Genomic DNA, 18,377 nt, shown 5'->3' with positions numbered 1-18,377 from the left:
ACAAGAGGGCGCGAGTTCTCGACGCAGCACGCGTGGGGGGTTAAGCCCTCTGGCATGGACTCACTTGTATCGACCGATTGGCTGGCGAGCCGGCTGGGTAGCGACGACATCGTGGTGCTCAGCGCGAGCGCGCACCTGCCCGACGCGGGACGCGACGCCGCTGCCGATTTTGCTGCGGCGCATATTCCCGGCGCGCTGCGTCTCGATCTCTCCCGCCTTGCCGACGCCGACCACCCGGCCCCGGGCATGGTCCCCCCACCGGAACAGTTTGCCGAGGTCGTCGGCGAACTTGGGGTTAGCAATTCTTCGCGCGTCGTTTTGTATGACGACAGCGCAATCCACAGCGCCTTCCGGGCCTGGTATTTGTTCCGCCTGTTCGGCCATGCCGATGCCGCGGTGCTCGATGGCGGGCTGGCCAAGTGGCAGGCCGAAGGCCGCGAAATCGATAGCGGCGCGGCGAATGCCTCTCCCCGACCCTTCCATGCCAGCCGCGACGACGGGCTTCTGCGGCTCAAGGACCAGATCGCCGCCAATTGCGAGACCGGCATGGAACAGCTCGTCGATGCTCGCGGAGCGGGCCGTTTTACCGGTAACGAACCGGAAATCCGCCCCGGAATGGCAAGCGGGCACATTCCCGGCGCCCGCAATCTGCCCTATTCGCAGCTGTTTCGCGATGATGGCACGATGCTTCCCCCCGATAGGCTGCGCGCAGCATTCGAAGAAGTTGGCATCGACCCTGCCAAGCCCGTGGTCACCACCTGCGGAAGCGGCGTCAGCGCCGCGATCCTGTTCCACGCGCTCGATCAGATCGGCGCTACCGACATCGCGCTCTACGATGGCAGCTGGAGCGAATGGGCGATGGACCCCGACACCCCGAAGGCAACAGGACCTGCATGAGCAAGACCCCCGGCGAAGGCAAACCCGCCACGCGCCTCGCAACCGGCGGTCGCCGCCCCGAATGGACCGGCGCGGTGGTCAACCCGCCGGTCTGGCGCGGCAGCACGCACCTTTATGCCAGCGAAGGCGAAAGGAAGCGCGCAGCCGCGCGCAACCGCGATGGTGATTTCTTCTACGGCCGCAGAGGCTCGCCGACGCAATGGGCGCTGAGCGACGCGCTTACCGCAATCGAGCCGGGCGCAGCGGGCACGGTGCTCTATCCCAGCGGCCTCGCCGCGCTGGTCGGCGCGATGCTCGCCGTGCTGGAGGCCGGCGACACCGTGTTGATCTGCGACAATGCCTACGACCCCACGCGCAACACCGGGCTCGGCCTGCTGAAGCGTTTTGGCATCACCGCGCGGTTTTTCGATCCGCTCGATGTGGACGGTTTCGCAGAACAGATCGACGATACCTGCAAGGCCGTCATGTTCGAGAACCCAGGCAGTCTGACGATGGAGGTTTGTGACATCCCTGCGCTGGCCCAGATTGCTGGCGATCACGGGTTGGTCCGGATGATCGACAACACATGGGCCACCGCGCTGGGCTTCCCGGCGCTCGAGCGGGGCTGCGACATCACGATCCAGGCGCTGACCAAGCACGTTGGCGGCCATTCCGATCTCTTGATGGGCAGCGCGTCTGCGGGGGAGGCGTACTATCCGAAGCTGCGCGCCACCGCACAGGCGCTGGGACACGTCGTTTCGCCTGACGATGCCGCGCTCGCCCTGCGCGGTCTTCGCACCATGGGCCTGCGGCTGGAAAGCACGACGCGGTCCGCCCTCGCTATCGCGCACTGGCTGTGCGCGCGCGAAGACGTTTCCGCCGTGCTCTACCCTGCCATGCCCGGCGCGCCGGGCCATGACCTGTGGCAGCGCGATTTCACCGGTGCCTGCGGCTTGTTCAGCTTCCTTCTCGACACCGCCGACAGCGCCGCACGCGCCCGGTTTGTCGATGCGCTCGAACTGTTCGGCATCGGGTACAGCTGGGGCGGGTTCGAAAGTCTCGCCCTGCCGTTCGACCCAGACAGCATTCGCGACACGATGCCCTTCCCGCCTTCGGCCTGCGGGGGTGGCGAAGGACTTGGCATTCGCTTATCCATCGGCCTCGAAGACACCGATGATTTGATCCGCGATCTCGAACGCGGCTTTGCTGCCCTGAAAGGCGACTGACCGATCGCAATGAGCGCCCCGCAGACCCTTCCCGAAAGCGACGCCCCCGCCCCCGATGCGCCCCCGGCCGACGCGCCCGCGGCCGACGTTGCCGCGGGTTCGGGCAATGACCCGGTGGCGGAACTGCCGCCGATGCCCGGCTCGCTTCCGGCGGATAGCGGAGACTCGGTGAAAGCCGCGGAGGACATCAAGGACGCCGTTTCGGGCCGAAGCGAGACCGTCGGCAGCATTGTCGAACGGCTGGACCGGCTTGCTCTCGACGTTGGCAATTTCCACGTGTCGATGTGGGACGCGCTGGTCGTTCTGATGGTGATCGCGGGCGTCATCTTCGCCGCCTTCGCCCTGTCGCGCTTCGCCCACGCCATCTTGCGCCGCGCGACGAAGCTCGATCCCTCTCAGCGATTGCTGGCCGAAAAGCTCATTACACTGGGTGTCTGGGCGCTCGCCATTCTGGTCGGCATCGATCTGCTGGGCATCGATCTGACCGCGCTGGCGGTATTTTCCGGCGCGTTCGGTCTCGCCATCGGCTTCGGCCTGCAAAAGACCTTCGGCAATCTGATCGCAGGGATCATCCTGCTGATGGACAAGTCGATCAAGCCGGGGGACGTCATCGCGGTGGCCGACCAGTCCGGCGCCAGCACCTTCGGCCAGATCCGCAAGATCGGAATTCGCGCGGTCTCCATCACCACGCGCGACCAGAAGGAATACCTCATCCCGAACGAGAACCTGATGGTCAATCAGGTGGAGAACTGGTCCTATTCCAGTCGCAACGTGCGAATGCAGGTGCCGGTCGGTATCTCCTACAATTGCGACATAAAGCTGGCCGAAAAGCTGATGCTGGAAGCCGCGAGGAGCGCGGAACGCGTTCTCAAGACCCCGCCTCCGACCGTATGGCTCGACCAGTATGGCGAAAGCTCGGTCGACTTCATCATCCATTGCTGGATCACCGACCCGGAAGAAGGGATCGGCAATGTGCGGTCGCAGGTTCTCAAGAAACTGTGGGACCTGTTCCAGGAAAACGGCATCGAGATCCCCTTCCCGCAACGCGACATCAACCTGCGCAACAACGCGCAGTTCGAACAGTTGATCGCCGCGATCGCCCAGCGGCTCGACAAGCCTGCGCACTAGTTTGCCGAAGTTCTGCTTCCCGCCATGGAAGCGTCGATTTCAAAATCTGCGCTTAGCGATGGGACAAGCATTCTGATTGGTGCGGCGGCAGTACGATTGCCATTTGCCCGACATGGCAGAAACCGGAACCATATATCTTGTCGGCGCAGGTCCGGGTGATCCCGACCTGCTGACGCTGCGCGCCGCGCGCCTGATCGAAAGCGCGCGTCTCATCGTGCACGACGGGCTGGTCGATCCCGCCATCCTTGCGCTGGCCGCTCCTTCGGCAAAGCTCGTTTCCGTCGCCAAGAGCCGGGCGCGCCACACCCTGCCGCAGGAAGACATCAACGCCCTGCTCGTGCGCGAAGCTCTCGCAGGTCGCGACGTCGTGCGGCTGAAGGGGGGCGATCCCTTCATCTTCGGGCGCGGCGGCGAGGAAGCCGAAGCCGCACGCGCTGCCGGAGTGGCCGTGGAAATCGTGCCCGGCATCACCGCTGCACAAGGCGCGGGCGCGGCGGCGCAGATCGCGCTGACGCACCGCGACGCCTCCAGCATAGTCAGCTTCGTCGCCGGGCAGTGCAAGGGGCTGGCGGAACAGGACTGGGCGGGCCTGGCCGGAAAAGGCCGCACGCTGGTCATCTACATGGGGGTCAAGACTTCTGCCAGCATCGCGGAAAAGCTGATGGCCGACGGCCTCGCGCCCGACATGCCGCTCGCCGTGATCGAGAATGCCAGCCGCCCGCAGATGCGCGTGCTGCGCGGTCCGCTCGCGGCGCTGCCCGACATTGTGGAACAGCACAAAGTGGTCAGCCCCGCGCTGATCGTGATCGGCGAAGTCACCGCGCGTCAGGACGATGCCGCCCTCGCCTTCTCCCTGCAGGAACATATCGCATGAAGATTCTGACCGGAAACGACCTGAAGAGCGGGGCGGTGGTCTGGTGGACCGGTTACGACTGGTCGATCCACGTCGCCGACGCCGTGGACGTGGGCGATCAGGCCGACACTATCGCCGCCAAGGAAGAAGCCGCCCGCCGCGTCAATGCGCCCTACGCCATCGAAGCGGAGCGGGACGACAAATTCGGCGTGCGCCCCGCCCACATCAAGGATCGCATCCGCGCGCTGGGCCCGACGGTGCGTCCCGACCTCACTCTCAAACCCGCCGACCCGACCGCCGGCAACTGGGTGATCTGACATGTATCTTTACGACCAATACGACCAGGCGATGGTCGATGCACGGGTGGAGGAATTCCGCGACCAGTGCCGCCGCCGTCTCGAAGGCACGCTCACCGAAGACCAGTTTAAGCCGCTGCGGCTGATGAACGGCCTCTACCTTCAGCTGCACGCCTACATGCTGCGCGTCGCGGTGCCTTACGGCACGCTCAATGGCCGCCAGATGCACGCGCTGGCCGACATCGCGGACAAGTACGACCGCGGTTACGGCCACTTCACCACCCGCCAGAACATCCAGTATAACTGGATCAAGCTGGAAGAAGCGGGCGATCTGCTGGCCGATCTCGCCAAGGTCGAGATGCATGCCATCCAGACCAGCGGCAATTGCATCCGCAACATCAGTTCGGACCATTTCGCAGGCGCTGCGGCGGACGAGCTGATCGATCCGCGCCCCTATGCGGAGCTGCTGCGCCAGTGGTCGAGCTTCCACCCGGAATTCAGCTACCTGCCGCGCAAGTTCAAGATCGCGGTCATCGCCAGCGACACCGACCGCGCGGCCATGCGCCTGCACGATATCGGCATCCAGATCGTGAAGAATGACGCTGGCGAACTCGGCGCGGCGTTCTACGTCGGCGGCGGCATGGGCCGCACGCCGATGATCGCTCCCTGCATCCGCGACTTCGTGCCGCTAGACCAGCTGGTGACCTATTCGGAGGCGTGTTTGCGGGTCTACAACCGCTACGGCCGCCGCGACAACAAGTACAAGGCGCGGATCAAGATCCTCGTCCACGAACTCGGTGCGGAGGAATACACCCGCCAGGTCGAAGAGGAATTCGCGCACCTGCTGGATCAGGGCGTCGAACCGCCCTTTGCCGAGCTGGAGCGTATTCGCACCTTCTTCGCCGACCCCGAATTCAAGACCGGCCTGACGGACAAGCCCGACCGCTCCGATCCCGACTTCGCACTATGGATCGACCGCAACTGCACCGCGCACAAGGCGCCCGGCTATGTCTCCGCCGTCATCAGCCTTAAGCCCGTGGGCGGCATTCCCGGCGATGCCAGCGCGCAGCAGATGCACCTGATGGCCGACCTCGCGGCGGAATACAGTTTCGACGAACTGCGCGTCATGCACACGCAGAACATCGTCCTGCCCCATGTCGAAATCGGGCGGCTCTACGAGTTGTGGCAGAAGCTCGACGCGGCAGGTCTCGGCACGCCGAACCTTGACCAGATCGACGACATCATCGCCTGCCCCGGCCTCGACTATTGCTCGCTCGCCAATGCGCGCTCCATCCCGGTCGCACAGAAGATTTCCGAACGCTTCGCCGCCAATGGCAAGGGCGACGCGCTGGGCGAGCTGAAGCTGAAGATTTCCGGCTGCATCAACGCCTGCGGCCATCACCATGCGGGCCACATCGGCATCCTCGGCGTCGACCGCAAGGGCACCGAGAATTACCAGCTGCTGCTCGGCGGCAGCGAAGGCGCGGACACCTCGCTCGGCAAGATCACCGGCCCCGGTTTCACCGAGGACGGCATCGTCGACGCAGTCGAAAAGGCGACCGACGTCTACCTCGCCCAGCGCAGCGAGGGAGAGCGCTTCCTCGACACCTATCGCCGTATCGGCATGGAACCCTTCAAGGAGGCTTTGTATGAGTGAGATCCTCCGTTTCCGCGATGACGAGACCGTCGATCATCCGGCTGTCACCGTCGATGCCTTCATCGACCAGAGCAACGCCAGCGCAGTTCGTATCGAACCGGGCGACGATGCCCGCGCGCTGATCCCGCATCTGGACCAGATCCGCCTCGTCGAAGTGAATTTTCCCGTCTTCGGCGACGGGCGCGGCTATTCCGCAGCGCGGGTGCTGCGCGAGGCTGGCTATGACGGCGAACTGCGCGCGGTGGGCGATGTGCTCGTCGACCAGCTGGAATATATGCGCCGCTGCGGCTTCGACAGCTTCGATCCGGACAAGGCACTCAATCCGGCAGACGTCGAGGCGGCGCTCAACCGCTTCCCGCACGTCTACCAGTCCGCTGCCGATGCGCGGACCCCGATCTGGAACCTGCGCCATGGCTGAAGCCGATCCCGTGCGTGCCATCGACCGTATCGACACTGGGCCGCGCCATAGCGAGCAGGACGCCGTGCGCCTGAACCGCATGTTCCGCGGCAGCGACGCGCACGAAGTTCTCGAAGCCGTGCTGAAGGATCGCATTGCGGGCGACGTCGCCACCGTCTCCAGCTTCGGGGCGGAAAGCGCGGTGCTTCTGAAGGTGGTGGCGGACATCGATCCGGCCATCCCTGTGCTGTTCCTCGAAACTCGCAAGCATTTCCCGGAGACGCTGACCTATCGCGACGATCTGGTAGCGCACCTCGGTCTGACCAATCTCCAGATACTCGAACCCGATCCCGCCGAACTGGCCGCCAAGGACGACAACGGCCTGCGCTGGAGCTTCGACCCCGACGGCTGCTGCGAAATCCGCAAGGTGCGCCCGCTGGCGAAAGCACTGGCGCATTTCGATGCGACGCTGACGGGTCGCAAGGCCTTCCAGGCCGCCACCCGCGCGCATCTGCCGCGCTTCGAGATCGACAATTCGGACACGCAGGGGCGCCTCAAGATCAATCCGCTGATCGACTGGACGGCGGAGCAGCTCGACGCCTTCATGATCGAACATGACCTGCCGCGTCATCCCTTGGTGGCGCAGGGCTATCCCTCAATCGGTTGTTCGCCCTGCACCCGGCCCGTCGCGCCGGGCGAAGATCCGCGTGCCGGGCGTTGGGCCGGTTGGGACAAGACCGAGTGCGGCATCCACAAGCCCGGCGAGGAGCCCTTCCTCTAGGTCAGAGCCAGCCCTGCTGGCGGTACCAGTCGGCGGTCGCTTTCAGCCCTTCGCGCGTTTCGATACGCGGTTGCCAGATGCGCGGTGGAACGGCGCGTCGCTTTGCGGCGGTCCAGTCAGGGTGCACCATGTAGTCCACGCGGTCGGCGGTCAGCTTGGCCTTGCTGCCGCGAAACAGCCGTTCGGCCGCGGACAGTTTCGACAGCGTCGCCTTGCTCATCTGCGGCACGCGAACGTCCTTGCCTACGGCCTTGCCAATCGCCCGCGCCCATTCACTGCGCGCCCAGCCGCCTGCTGTCCCGTCGTCGGGTTCGAAAATTTCGTGCGTCACTTCCTCGCGCGACGGGATGAGGTCGAGCAACAGGCGCGCGAGATCGTCGACATGGAGCAGGGAATCCCGCCCCTCCTGGGGCATCGGCACGACGCCCAACTTCGCCAGCTTGAACAGTTCGAGAATCTCGCGGTCGCGCGGGCCGTAGATCGCGGGCGGGCGCACGATGGTCCAGTCGAGGCCACTCGCCGCGACCAGCTTCTCCGCCCGCCGCTTCGACGCCCCGTAAGCCGACAACTGCGGCTCACGCGCGGAGAGTGAGGACACATGGACGAAACGCGGCACGCCCGCCGCCAGCGCCGTTTCCACGAGGTTGAGCGTGCCGGTGACATTGCCGCGCTCGAACCCGGCCTTGTCGGGCGCGTTCACCACGCCCGCCACGTGGATCACGGCTTCCACGCCGCGACACAGCCGCGCGAGCGCACGGCGGTTGTCGAGATCGCCGTGAATCCAGTCTACTCTCTCGCGCGGTGATTGCGTGCGACGGGTCAGCGCGCGGACGGTCAGCCCGCGCCGTGTCGCTTCATCCAGTACAGCCTGCCCGACGAACCCGGTCGCGCCGGTCAGCGCGATGGTCACAACAGCACCAGCTGGTCCCGGTGGATGACCGAACTGCGCGGCGTGTGGCCGAGGATTTCCTCATGCTGTTCGGTCTGCCGCCCCATGATCGCGCGGCATTGCGACGCGTCGTATTCGACCATGCCCTTGGCGACCATGCGCCCCGTCTCGTCATGGACGGAGATAATGTCGCCACGCTCGAAATCGCCGTCCACCTTGGTAACGCCGGCGGCCAGCACGCTCTTGCCCCGCCCCAACGCGGCAACGCACCCGCTGTCCACCTGCAACGAGCCGTTGAAGCGCAGCCTTCCGCCGATCCATGCCTTGTAGGCGCTGTCGTCGCGTTTCGGCAGGAACAGGGTGCAGCGCTGGCTCGCGATGGCGACGCCCAGCGGGTACTGGTGCGCCCCGTCGATGATGGCGAGAGCAATGCCGGCCCGCTCCGCAATCTCGGCGGCGAGCAGCTTGGCGGTCATGCCGCCCGTTCCCACACCAGATCCGGACTTGCTGTCCGCCATCGAGTGAATCTCGTCGGTTACGCCGCGCACTTCGGACAGGCGTTCCGCATCGGGATGCTCAGGGTGGCGGTCGTAAAGGCCATCGACATCGGTCAGCAGGAAAATGCCCGATGCGCCGCAAGCCTGTGCGACGCGGGCGGACAGGCGGTCGTTATCGCCGAACTTGATCTCGCTCGTCGTGATTGAATCGTTCTCGTTCACGACCGGGACGACGCCTTCCTTCAGCAGGCGGCGAAGGGTGGCCGAGATGTTGAGATAGCGCGCCCGCGCCTCGAAATCGTCGAGCGTCAGCAATAGCTGGGCAGCGACAAGACCTTCTTCGGCCAGCAGTTCGGACCATGTCGCGGCCAGTGCGATCTGCCCGACGGAGGCGGACGCCTGCGCTTCGGACAAGGTGCGCCGCCCGCCGCCCGCAAAGCCAAGCTTGCGCGCGCCGATCGCAATGGCGCCAGAGGAGACGATCACCACCTCCTGCCCGCGATCGCGCGCGGTCTTCACTTCCTGCACCAGGGTGCGAAGCCAGTCGCGGCGGATCATGCCGGCCCCGTCGACCAGCAGCGCGCTGCCGATCTTGATCACCATGCGTGGGCAGTTGGCCTGGTCGCGGAAGTCCTGAATAGTTTCGATCATGTCGCGTGCGGACCTAGGACACGCAGAGGAAATATCAACGGCGGATCGACGATCAGATCGGTGACCAGGGGCGATCCGACGCATCGGCGTCGCCATCGTCGTCCGCATTGTCCTCCGCCTGCGATATTCCGGGCTGTTCGGTCGAAGTCGTCGCGGGCAGATAGCCAAGGACGGCATCGAGCAGCGCTTCCATCCCGGCGCCCGTGGCGCCCGAGATCGGGAAAACCGCCTGTGCCCCGGCAGCCTTCAGTTCCTCCGCAAATCCGGCACACAACTCGGCGTCGGCTAGGTCGATCTTGTTCAGAGCGACAATGCGCGGCTTGTCATCCAGTTCGCCTTCGTAGGCCGACAGCTCGGCCTCGACCGTCTGCATCGCGGCTGCCGGATCTTCGCCGGAGATGTCGATCAGATGGATCAGCACGCGGCAGCGCTCTATATGGCCCAGGAAGCGATCACCGATCCCCGCGCCTTCCGCCGCGCCTTCGATCAGGCCGGGAATGTCGGCCAGCACGAATTCGCGGTTCTTGTGCCGCACCACGCCGAGCTTGGGCACCAGCGTGGTGAAGGCGTAGTCGCCCACTTTCGCCTTGGTGTTCGAAACCTGGTTGATGAAGGTCGATTTGCCCGCATTGGGCAGACCGACGAGCCCCGCGTCGGCAAGCAGCTTCAGTCGCAGCCAGACCCACAGTTCCTCGCCCGCTTCGCCAGGCTGGTGCTGACGCGGGGCGCGGTTGGTGCTGGTCTTGTAACTTGCGTTGCCGCGCCCGCCCATGCCGCCATGCAGGATGATTTCCTCCTGCCCGACCTCGGTGAAGTCGTAGAGCACTTCCTCGCGATCTTCTGACAGGACCTGCGTGCCGACCGGCACTTCGATGATCAGATCGTCAGCGCCCGCGCCGGTGCGGTCTTTGCCCATGCCGTGCTCGCCACGCTTTGCCTTGAAGTGCTGGGCGTAGCGGAAATCGATCAGCGTGTTGAGCGATGGCACTGCGCGGAAGATGACGTCGCCGCCCTTGCCGCCGTTCCCGCCGTCGGGCCCGCCGTACTCGATATACTTCTCCCGCCGGAAACTGACCGCCCCCGGCCCGCCCGCACCCGATTTGAGGTAGATCTTAGCCTGGTCGAGAAAGTGAATGGTCGGAGTCCTTCGTGGTTGAGCGGGCGCATCCGCGCTCGCATCCTCGGTGCTATGCCCTCGGCTGGCGCTGCGGAGCATTTGCAGGTGGGCACTTGCCCTTGCGGCCCTATGGGCCGAAACGTGCGATCTCGCAATGCGGCGCTGGAACGCGGTCCGTGCCGAGGCTTAGCAAGTGCCGGAACTGGCAGCGTGCTCGATAGTCCGGACAGGCATCGCAAAACCGGAAAGCCATCAGTCGAAATAAAGAATTTGGACTGGTGGAGCCGAGCGGGATCGAACCGCTGACCTCGTCATTGCGAACGACGCGCTCTCCCAACTGAGCTACGGCCCCGTTCCAGTCTCGCCGCGAGTGACGGAACAGGCCGCCAGCCGCGCGCGGCGTCTTAGCGAAACTGGCGCGGCGAAGGGAAGCGAAAAGTCACGCCCCCTCGCCGCCAGTCGTCAGCCTGCGTCGTCGGAAGCAGGCTCTTCATCAGGCATTTGCACCACCGGCTGCGATACGAAGCGCGGCTGCTCGGTCGCGGTCTGAACCACCGGATCGCCTGGCAGGACGATGGCAGGTTGCGCGACGGTGTCCGAACCGACCGGCGGAAGCGCACTCGCTGCGGCCGCCGAACTCTGCGTGGTCATAGTCTCCACCACGACTGGAGAACCGGCGGCGGTGGCCGCCGTGCCGGTCGATGCCGTGTACTGCGGCGCGGGCGCGCCCTGCACCACCGGCGTCGACTGAACCGTCGCAGCACCCTGCACCACCGGTGTGCTCTGCACGACCGGAGCGCCCGTTGCGGCAGACGGCGGCACATAGACCTGCTGCGGCGCCGCTTGCGGCATTGCCGTGCCGCTCATGTCGATCGACGCGCTGGTCGTCGCAACCGCACCATAAACGGGCTGCGGCGTCGGGCTGTAGCCGGGGTAGAGATACCCCCACTGCGCGCCATACTGCTGGTCCCACGCCGCCAGGTTGACGCGGTATTCCTCGTAAGCGCGATAGAAGCGGTCGAACACCGCTTCCATCTTCGGCAGGGTCGACAGTGCGTAGCTGCCCAGATCTTCCGGCGGGAGCAACAGGTACTCGGCGGAAATAGCCTGCGCCGCATCGCAGAAATCGCGTAGCGCGGGCGGCAGGGCGAAATAGTTGTAGACCTGCGTCGAATAGCTGTCCCGCACGCTCCGCCACGAAGAACCGTTTTCCTCGCGGTAGTATTTGTCGAGCGCGTTGTTCGTGCTCTTCAACGGCTTGGAGAACCGGTCGAGAAAGTTGACGTAAGCGGGCAGAATCTGGCCGTGCTCTGGCCGGATGCAGTTGAGCGCCGCGACATTCCAGCCCGAGCGCAGGTTCCAGATCGCCTGGTCGGTGCTGAGATTGGCATTCACCGTCAACCGTTGCCCGGTGACATCGACCGGCGGAATGAACATGCCGGCAGCCGCGCCCATCGGCGGGATAGGGCGCGAAGGCGGCGGCGGCGGCGGAGGCGGCGGCGGAGGCGGCGGAGGCGGCGGAACCTGCGCGGCACAGGCCGCCAGCACGCTCAGCCCCGCGAGGCTGACGATCTTGCGAATATTGAGTGGCGAATGTGTGGTCGCCATGATGCGCCCCTTCCCGTTGATTTGGCCGGATATATTACCGCACAACCCATGTTGCGCCGACCAGCCTTGCCCGAAGCTGAAGCGGCGACCCTAAATCACTCTTCGCGCAAAGAAAATGCCCGGATCGCAATGAAGCGACCCGGGCACGATGAAGCGAGTCGGGCGTGCGGTTATTCGCGGCCCATGAAGGTCAGCAGGAACTGGAACATGTTGATGAAGTCCAGGTAGAGGCTGAGCGCACCGAGGATGATCGCCTTGCCGGCCATGTCGGTACCAGCGACGTAATCGTACTGCCGCTTCAACATCTGCGTGTCGTAGGCGGTAAGGCCTGCGAAGATCAGCACGCCGAGAGCGCTGATCGCGAGGCCCATCGCGCCGGACTGGAACACGAAGGCGTTGAGCAGCATCGCGACCAGGAGGCCAATCACGCCCATGACCAGGAAGGTGCCGAAGCCCGACAGATCCTTCTTGGTGGTGTAGCCGTAAAGGCTGAGGCCAGCGAAAGCGCCTGCCGCGGCGAAAAACGCCGTGGCGATCGACTGGCCCGAGTAGACCAGGAAGATCGTCGAAAGCGACAATCCCATAACGGTGGCGAAACCCCAGAACATCAGCTGGAGAGCGCCGGTGCTGAACTTGTTGCGCCCAAGGCTCATCGCGAGAACGAAGGCCAGCGGCGACAAGATGATCAGCCAGGCGAGTATTCCGCCCTGCGTCATGATCTGCGCGGCCAGACCGGATCCTGCGAACAACATCGCAACGATGCCGGACAGCAGAACGCCGGACGCCATGTAGTTGTAAATCGACAGCATGTGCTTGCGCAGACCCGCATCATACTGCGCTGCCTGCGGTGCGACCCGGCCATCCTGACCGGGAACGGTGCCGAAGCCCGTCCTCGTCGCACGTGGGTCGTTCCAATCAGCCATTTGTCTTCAACTCCTCTGGTCGGCCACGAATGGTGGGCCGCTCCCGCACAATATCGCGTGGAAGTTGCGAATTTTCAAGGGAAACCGGAGGAAATCGGCGGGGGACTGTTTACCCTGTTTTCTTCGCCTCTTCAGACATTTGCGCGCTGCGATCGCGGGCAGAGCGAAGGGTAGCCGTAAGCAACTCGCGTATCGCATTGCCTTCGTCGAGCACATCGAGGCCTGCCTGCGTTACCCCGCCGGGGCTCGCCACGCGGCGCGCAAGCTCGCCCGCATCATGTTCGGACCCGGCAGCGAGCGCGGCGGCACCCTCGACCATGCTGGTCGCCAGCCGCTGTGCCTGCTCATCCGGCAGGCCGAGTTCGTGCGCACCGGCAGCCAGTGCGTCGATGAAGCGATAGAGAAACGCCGGACCCGAACCGGCCAGCGCCGTCACCAGGTCGAATTGCGCCTCGTCCGCGAGCCATTCCGGAGAACCAAGCGGCGCCAGCAGGCCATCCGCCGCCGCGCGGTCGACCTCTCCATCGGTCACCAATGGAAGCGGCGATTTCCCGAGCGCACAGGCGATATTCGGCATCAGCCGCATCCGACCGGCAGCGTCCGGAAAATGTTTCGCCAGCGTTGCGAGTTCGACCCCGGCCAGCACGGAAACGACCAGCTTGCCGCGCGCAGCATCCTGCAAACCGGGTGCGAGATCGCCAAGCATGTAGGGCTTGAATCCCAGCACCAGCACATCGAAGCCGTCTTCCGGCGGTTCGCGCATGATCCGCACGCCCGATGGTGCCTCGCTGCGGTTGGGCGACAGGATCGCCAGCTTTTCCGCCGGCCACTGGCCCGCGACCCAGCCATCGAGCATGGCTCCGCCCATGTTGCCCGCACCGGCAATCAGTATCGAATCGTATGGCATGACCGGCAGTCTAGTGTTCCCCGGCCGCATCGACCAGTGCGCTGGAAAGCGCGTCCTGCGGCAGCTTGTCCCCCCACAGCGCGAACTGGAAGGCGGGGTAGAAGCGGTCGCATTCGCCGATCGCGCTTTCGATGACGGCCTGCGCGTGATCGAGCGCGAGCAATCCATCGTCGCCCAGCATCAGGCCGTGGCGGTAGAGCAGCATCCCGCCCTGCGACCAGATGTCGAAATGGCCGACCCAGATCTGTTCGTTAACCAGCGCCAGCAATTCGAACATCTGCGCGCGCTTTCCTTCGGGCACGCGGATGTCGGGCAGGCAGAGAATTTGCAGAACCTTGTCTTCCACGCGCCAGATCGCGCGCAACTGATAATTCGTCCAACTGCCCTGAATTTCCACGAGGATTTCCTCCTCGCTTTCCGTTTCGCACGGCCAGCCGCGCGCTTCGAACAATGCCGACAGCATGTCGAGCGGCGCTGCGCCCTCGTTGCTTTCTATCCTTAATGCGACCGTCCTCATGCGTGCTGGATGCGCTCCATTGGTGGGGTCTGGCAACGGGTGTGGGCAAGGCTGTTGGGGGAAACGCAAACAGCTTGTTCAAAACTTGTGAACAAGCTGTCCTGTCCCGAGGGCGCGCTACAGCGGCCGCACTTCCTCGCCGCTTGCGCTGGTGAAGCGGAAGGAATCGATCCCCTGCTCTTTCAGGTCGCTGACGAAACTGTTGGCCTCGGCATTGCTGGCGAACGGCCCGGTAACGAGTCGGTTCGTCTGGCCCCAACTGGCGGTGAAGCCCTTGCGGCTGCTGAGCAGACCCGGAGCCTGGCGCGCCATGCGCCGGAAATCGAAGGCCAGCGCGGACGTGTCCTGACCGGTGGCAAGCTGCACCCAGATGCGACTCGGCTCCTTGGGCGGCGGCGGCGGTGCGGGCTTTGGCTGCGGCTTGGGCTCCGGCTCGTCGATTTCGCGCGGGATCTCGATAGAGGTAATGTCGACCGCGCCTGCGGCTAGCCGGGCCGAAGTGCTCTCGAGGTCGAAGCCCGAAAAGGCATCCGCCACGCTCGCCGGCTCCGCAGCCGGAACTGGCACGGCGCTGCTCGTTGGCGCGGGCATAGGGGCCGGCGCAGGCATCGGTGCGGGAAGAGTCGAGCCCGGCGGCAAGCGCTCGATCGTGGAAGAGCGTGCAACGACCACTGGCTCGGGCCGTTCAGGCGGAAGTTCGATTGCCGGGCCCGGAGCCGACGTCGCTGCTGGTGTCGGCGCTGGCGTCGGCGGGGGTACAAACGCCGGAGTCGGCGTCGGGGTAGACGCTGGCGTGATATTGGGGACCGGTTCGGATACGCGTGGAACAGAGCCGTTCACCGGCGGAAGCTCGCCGATTGGGCTTTGATTGGTGGCTGCGGACTGGGGAGACTGGGCTGGCACCGAGGCCGCGACGGCAGGCGTCGCTGTACCCACCGGCGGCAGTTCGCCCATCGGGGAACTGTTCGTCGCGGCCGCTGCCTGGCTTGCGGGCGCCTGCGCGCCGCGGGTCAGGTCGGCGCGGGTCGGAGCAGGCAGCTCGCGCATGTTCGTAGCGAGCACCTGACCGACGCTCTGGTCGGATGCCGCCGCTGGCGGTCGCACCGGACCTGGGGTGGGCGTGGGCGTGGGAGTCGCCGCCACAGTCGCCGTCTGCGTCGCAGCGGCAGAGCGTGTCGGCAGGATCCTGCTGGTGCGAGCAGCCCGTCGAGCCTCCTCGCGCGCTTCGCGGCGAGCATCGGCAGCCGAACTGCGGCCCGGTTCGCGCGCGGCCGTCTGCGGCGTGCCGAGTGCCTCGCCGCGCGGGACCAGACGATTCCCATCAGCCTGCGCAACCTGCACCGGCGCCGGGCCTGCACCAATCTGGGAAGCGTAAGAGGCGATACGCGGATCATCCCGGCCGATTTGCGAGGCGAGCGGGAAATTGCCGAAATTGCCTGCCGCGGCCTGCTGCGCGCGGGTCAGCCTGTCCATGTAGCCGAGATAAGGCTCGAGCCGCTTCGCCATGGCCGGCGGCATCACCGCCTCGACGATCGACATGGCCTCGTCGCGCTTTCCGCCGATTGCCAGCACGAAGGCGCGAGTCCGGAAAGCGGTGAGTTCCTGCTGTTCGAGGAGCGGCAGGAGAGTTGCTTCCGCCCCGCGCTGGTCGCCGGAAATGGCCTGGCTCAGAGCCAGACGTCGGACAAGTTCGCTATTGCGCCGACCGCGCAACGCCTCGCGGTAGAACTGCTGCGCGCGCGCGTTGTCGCCAATCAGGTCGTAGGCCAGCCCCCGATCTGCGGCATAGTCGGCGGAGTCGCGGCCCATTGCCTGCACTTCGTCGAACAGGCGCAACGCGGTCAGGGGGTCTTCCGTCCGCACCGCTACGGCAGCAAGGCCGAGCTTCGAATCGGCCGCATTGGGCATCATCGCCTGCGCTTTTAGAAAGAAACCGCGGGCACCTTCAACGTCGCCGACGTCGAGCGCGGCCTGGCCAGCCTCGATCATCGCGGTGCGATCCTGCGGGTTGAGCGCCAGACGGCGAACGGCGGCATTCAGCCGTCCCATCCCTTCTGGCGGGAGCGGCTGGACCACGGCAACGCCCTGGGCCTGGGCCGCTGTCGGCAAGCCGAGCGGGACCAGCATCAGCGGCGCGATACTTGCGCGCGCCAAAAGCCAGGTACGGAGCGATCTGTCAGTCATTATAGCGATGCGCCGCATCGTGGCGGGCCGCGCCTGAACTTTTGCCGAACAGGCGCGGCGCGCGCAGTATTACTGGTTGTTCTGACGGCCGAGGAAGCGCGGGATCGACAGCGACGAACCATCGTCATCGTCGTCGTCCTCGCTCTCGTCCTTCGAACCACGCGAGAGGTTGGCCATCCGTTCGAACAGCGTGCTGCCGCTCGATGCCGGGGCGCTGCCGCCACCGCCGCCGGAACCACCCGCAGGCGCGCCACCACCGGCAGCGCCAGCACTGCCGCTGCCTTCGGCTTCCTCACCGACGACCAGACGACGGCGACGACCGCCGGGATTCTGGGCTACCGGCTCGTTCGCATCGGCAAGACGGCTGGCGTCGAGCAGCAATTCGTCGCTGCCCTTTTCCTCCGGCGCTACGTTGGCAAGGTCCAGCGTGCCATCGTCGGTGTCGCCGGCACGCCAGCTGTCCTCGTCGAAAGGCGCGTCATCTTCCTCGTATTCCTCGCCGTTGTCGGTGGCGGGATCGTAGCTGGAAAGACCGGCGGCGGGCGCCGGTGCATCCTCATCTTCCGGTTCTTCGTCATAGGCGTCCGACATGGCCGGCTCGGCTTCGGCGGTCATCGCCTCTTCATCGAGTTCGAACGGTTCGGGCACCGCCGGGCTCGTCACCGGCGACATCTCCTGCGCGCCGTAATCCTCACGCTCGCCGAGATCGCTTTCCTGCGGGGCGCTGTCTTCCGCCATTTCGGCTTCGGTCGGCAAGGGAAGAACGGGCCGCTTGGGACCGCGCGAAGCGGACAGATTAACCGGGCGCTGCGCCATCTGCGCCTGCTCGCCGGTCTGTTCGATACCCGTCGCGACAACGGACACGCGGATGCGACCGTCGAGGTCGGGGTTGAAGGCCGAACCCCAGATGATGTTGGCGTCTTCGTCGACCAGTTCGCGGATGTGGTTCGCGGCTTCATCGACTTCCAGCAGCTTCATGTCTTCGCCGCCGATGATCGAGATGATCACGCCCTTCGCGCCCGCCATGCTGACACCGTCGAGCAGCGGGTTGGCAATGGCGCGTTCGGCGGCCTCGAGAGCGCGATTCTCGCCCTCGCCTTCGCCCGTGCCCATCATCGCCTTGCCCATTTCCTGCATCACCGACCGGACGTCGGCGAAGTCGAGGTTGATGAGGCCCGGCATGACCATGAGGTCGGTAATCGAACGGACGCCCTGCTGCAGCACTTCGTCGGCGAGGCCGAAGGCTTCCTTGAAGGTGGTTTCCGCCTTGGCGACCAGGAACAGGTTCTGGTTGGGAATGACGATCAGCGTGTCGACGTGCTTCTGCAGCTCCTCGATACCCTGTTCGGCGGCGCGCATGCGGCGCGTCCCTTCGAACAGGAACGGCTTGGTTACCACGCCGACGGTCAGAACGCCCTTGCGGCGCGCGGCCTCCGCGATCACCGGAGCGGCGCCGGTGCCGGTTCCGCCGCCCATGCCCGCGGCGATGAACACCATGTTCACCCCGTCGAGCGCGCGTTCGAGTTCCTCGACCGTTTCTTCCGCCGCCGCGCGACCCACTTCGGGGCGCGAACCTGCGCCGAGGCCCTGCGTGATATCCGGGCCAAGCTGGATGCGGCTTTCGGCGATCGCGTTGTTCAGCGCCTGAGCATCGGTATTGGCGACGATGAAGTCGACACCCTCGATCTCCGCCTCGATCATGTTGGCGATCGCATTCCCGCCGGCTCCGCCGACACCGATCACGGTGATGCGGGGGCGCAGCTCCTCGACGGAAGGGGGACCGATGTTGATGCTCATTTCGCTGTCTCCGACAGGCAGGTCATTTTCAGACGGGTTGTATTCAATCGTTATAACACTTGTCGCGCGTCAT

At 65.3% G+C, this 18,377-nt stretch carries 17 protein-coding genes and 1 tRNA gene; 8 read left to right on the top strand and 10 right to left on the bottom strand.

Annotation, left to right across the window (positions count from 1 at the left end; genetic code table 11):
* Positions 1 to 54: 54 nt before the first annotated feature.
* The 8 genes from ACXYN8_RS03860 (at position 55) to ACXYN8_RS03825 (ending at position 7,214) form a co-directional block, all read left to right on the top strand.
* Positions 55 to 897: a sulfurtransferase gene (locus ACXYN8_RS03860; protein ID WP_458887992.1), complete on the top strand. Its 843-nt coding sequence runs from the start codon at positions 55 to 57 to the stop codon at positions 895 to 897.
* The gene (metC, locus tag ACXYN8_RS03855) at positions 894 to 2,102 is read left to right on the top strand and encodes a cystathionine beta-lyase (RefSeq protein WP_458887991.1); all 1,209 of its coding nucleotides are present in this window, start codon (positions 894 to 896) and stop codon (positions 2,100 to 2,102) included. Before ACXYN8_RS03860 ends, metC begins: the two co-directional genes overlap by 4 nt.
* 9 nt (positions 2,103 to 2,111) lie before the next feature.
* Positions 2,112 to 3,230 (top strand): mechanosensitive ion channel family protein, encoded by a 1,119-nt coding sequence (locus ACXYN8_RS03850; RefSeq protein WP_458887989.1) that lies wholly within the window; start codon positions 2,112 to 2,114, stop codon positions 3,228 to 3,230.
* A gap of 112 nt (positions 3,231 to 3,342) precedes the next feature.
* Positions 3,343 to 4,104 carry a uroporphyrinogen-III C-methyltransferase gene (cobA, locus tag ACXYN8_RS03845; RefSeq protein ID WP_458887987.1) on the top strand — a complete coding sequence of 254 codons (762 nt, stop codon included), beginning with the start codon at positions 3,343 to 3,345 and terminating at the stop codon, positions 4,102 to 4,104.
* On the top strand, positions 4,101 to 4,400 hold the full coding sequence (locus ACXYN8_RS03840; protein WP_458887986.1) for a DUF2849 domain-containing protein: 300 nt from the start codon (positions 4,101 to 4,103) through the stop codon (positions 4,398 to 4,400). The genes cobA and ACXYN8_RS03840 overlap by 4 nt, the downstream gene beginning before the upstream one ends.
* A gap of 1 nt (position 4,401) precedes the next feature.
* Positions 4,402 to 6,036: a nitrite/sulfite reductase gene (locus ACXYN8_RS03835; RefSeq protein WP_458887985.1), complete on the top strand. Its 1,635-nt coding sequence runs from the start codon at positions 4,402 to 4,404 to the stop codon at positions 6,034 to 6,036.
* A complete protein-coding gene (locus tag ACXYN8_RS03830) occupies positions 6,029 to 6,454 on the top strand; it encodes a DUF934 domain-containing protein (protein WP_458887984.1) in 426 nt (141 codons plus the stop codon). Before ACXYN8_RS03835 ends, ACXYN8_RS03830 begins: the two co-directional genes overlap by 8 nt.
* The gene (locus ACXYN8_RS03825) at positions 6,447 to 7,214 is read left to right on the top strand and encodes a phosphoadenylyl-sulfate reductase (protein ID WP_458887983.1); all 768 of its coding nucleotides are present in this window, start codon (positions 6,447 to 6,449) and stop codon (positions 7,212 to 7,214) included. The genes ACXYN8_RS03830 and ACXYN8_RS03825 overlap by 8 nt, the downstream gene beginning before the upstream one ends.
* A 1-nt stretch (position 7,215) precedes the next feature.
* Here ACXYN8_RS03825 and ACXYN8_RS03820 read toward each other — a convergent pair whose 3' ends face one another.
* The 10 genes from ACXYN8_RS03820 to ftsZ all read right to left on the bottom strand — a co-directional run bounded on the left by ACXYN8_RS03820 (position 7,216) and on the right by ftsZ (position 18,304).
* Complete coding sequence (locus tag ACXYN8_RS03820) at positions 7,216 to 8,124, bottom strand: NAD-dependent epimerase/dehydratase family protein (protein WP_458887982.1); 909 nt, start codon at positions 8,122 to 8,124, stop codon at positions 7,216 to 7,218.
* Positions 8,121 to 9,251, bottom strand: coding sequence for a glutamate 5-kinase (gene proB, locus ACXYN8_RS03815; protein WP_458887981.1), 1,131 nt, complete (start codon positions 9,249 to 9,251; stop codon positions 8,121 to 8,123). Before proB ends, ACXYN8_RS03820 begins: the two co-directional genes overlap by 4 nt.
* Before the next feature lie 52 nt (positions 9,252 to 9,303).
* Positions 9,304 to 10,386 carry a GTPase ObgE gene (gene obgE / locus ACXYN8_RS03810; protein ID WP_458888900.1) on the bottom strand — a complete coding sequence of 361 codons (1,083 nt, stop codon included), beginning with the start codon at positions 10,384 to 10,386 and terminating at the stop codon, positions 9,304 to 9,306.
* Positions 10,387 to 10,644: 258 nt separating this feature from the next.
* Positions 10,645 to 10,720: transfer RNA gene (locus tag ACXYN8_RS03805), tRNA-Ala, on the bottom strand.
* Between the two features lie 110 nt (positions 10,721 to 10,830).
* Complete coding sequence (locus ACXYN8_RS03800; RefSeq protein WP_458887980.1) at positions 10,831 to 11,976, bottom strand: hypothetical protein; 1,146 nt, start codon at positions 11,974 to 11,976, stop codon at positions 10,831 to 10,833.
* A gap of 170 nt (positions 11,977 to 12,146) precedes the next feature.
* Positions 12,147 to 12,899: a Bax inhibitor-1/YccA family protein gene (locus ACXYN8_RS03795; protein WP_458887979.1), complete on the bottom strand. Its 753-nt coding sequence runs from the start codon at positions 12,897 to 12,899 to the stop codon at positions 12,147 to 12,149.
* A 109-nt stretch (positions 12,900 to 13,008) separates the two neighbouring features.
* Entirely contained in the window at positions 13,009 to 13,806 is a 798-nt protein-coding gene (locus tag ACXYN8_RS03790) for a pyrroline-5-carboxylate reductase family protein (RefSeq protein WP_458887978.1), read from the bottom strand.
* 10 nt (positions 13,807 to 13,816) lie between these two features.
* A complete protein-coding gene (locus ACXYN8_RS03785) occupies positions 13,817 to 14,323 on the bottom strand; it encodes a type III secretion system chaperone family protein (protein ID WP_458887977.1) in 507 nt (168 codons plus the stop codon).
* Between the two features lie 117 nt (positions 14,324 to 14,440).
* On the bottom strand, positions 14,441 to 16,450 hold the full coding sequence (locus tag ACXYN8_RS03780; RefSeq protein WP_458887976.1) for a tetratricopeptide repeat protein: 2,010 nt from the start codon (positions 16,448 to 16,450) through the stop codon (positions 14,441 to 14,443).
* Positions 16,451 to 16,576: 126 nt separating this feature from the next.
* Positions 16,577 to 18,304 carry a cell division protein FtsZ gene (gene ftsZ, locus ACXYN8_RS03775; protein WP_458887974.1) on the bottom strand — a complete coding sequence of 576 codons (1,728 nt, stop codon included), beginning with the start codon at positions 18,302 to 18,304 and terminating at the stop codon, positions 16,577 to 16,579.
* Between the last annotated feature and the right edge of the window lie 73 nt (positions 18,305 to 18,377).

Source organism: Altererythrobacter sp. CAU 1778, from assembly GCF_054482795.1.
Note: the sequence above shows the minus strand (reverse complement) of the source record. Positions and strands in the feature narration are given on the sequence as shown.